This is a genomic window from Bacillus sp. SIMBA_031 (assembly GCF_046535225.1).
GTDB classification, from domain to species: Bacteria; Bacillota; Bacilli; order Bacillales; family Bacillaceae; genus Bacillus; species Bacillus velezensis.
On the sequence record NZ_JAWRXC010000480.1, the window covers coordinates 1 to 253 of the forward strand.

Sequence of the window (253 nt, forward strand, 5' to 3'; positions counted from 1 at the left end):
CCAGCACGAGTTGCAGCAGCGTGCTCTTGCCCGCGCCGCTAGGGCCGATGACAGCGGTCGTCTCACCCGCAGCGAATTCGATGTTCAGATCGTGCAGACCTGCACGGCCGTCCGGATAGCGGAAACTGACCTGCTGTAACGTCACCGCCCGCGCAACACGCGATGCAGTGTCCGGCGGCAACGTGGTCGACCGCTCCGTGTGCTCAACGTCGCGAGCGATCGTCGCGGCCGACGCCGCTGTTGAAACCTGGTG

The 253-nt window shown here is 65.6% G+C and carries 1 protein-coding gene; it reads right to left on the reverse strand.

The genetic code is table 11. The features are described from left to right. A partial coding sequence (locus tag SB724_RS21095) for an ATP-binding cassette domain-containing protein (protein ID WP_410572942.1) occupies window positions 1–253 on the reverse strand: 253 nt, incomplete at both ends.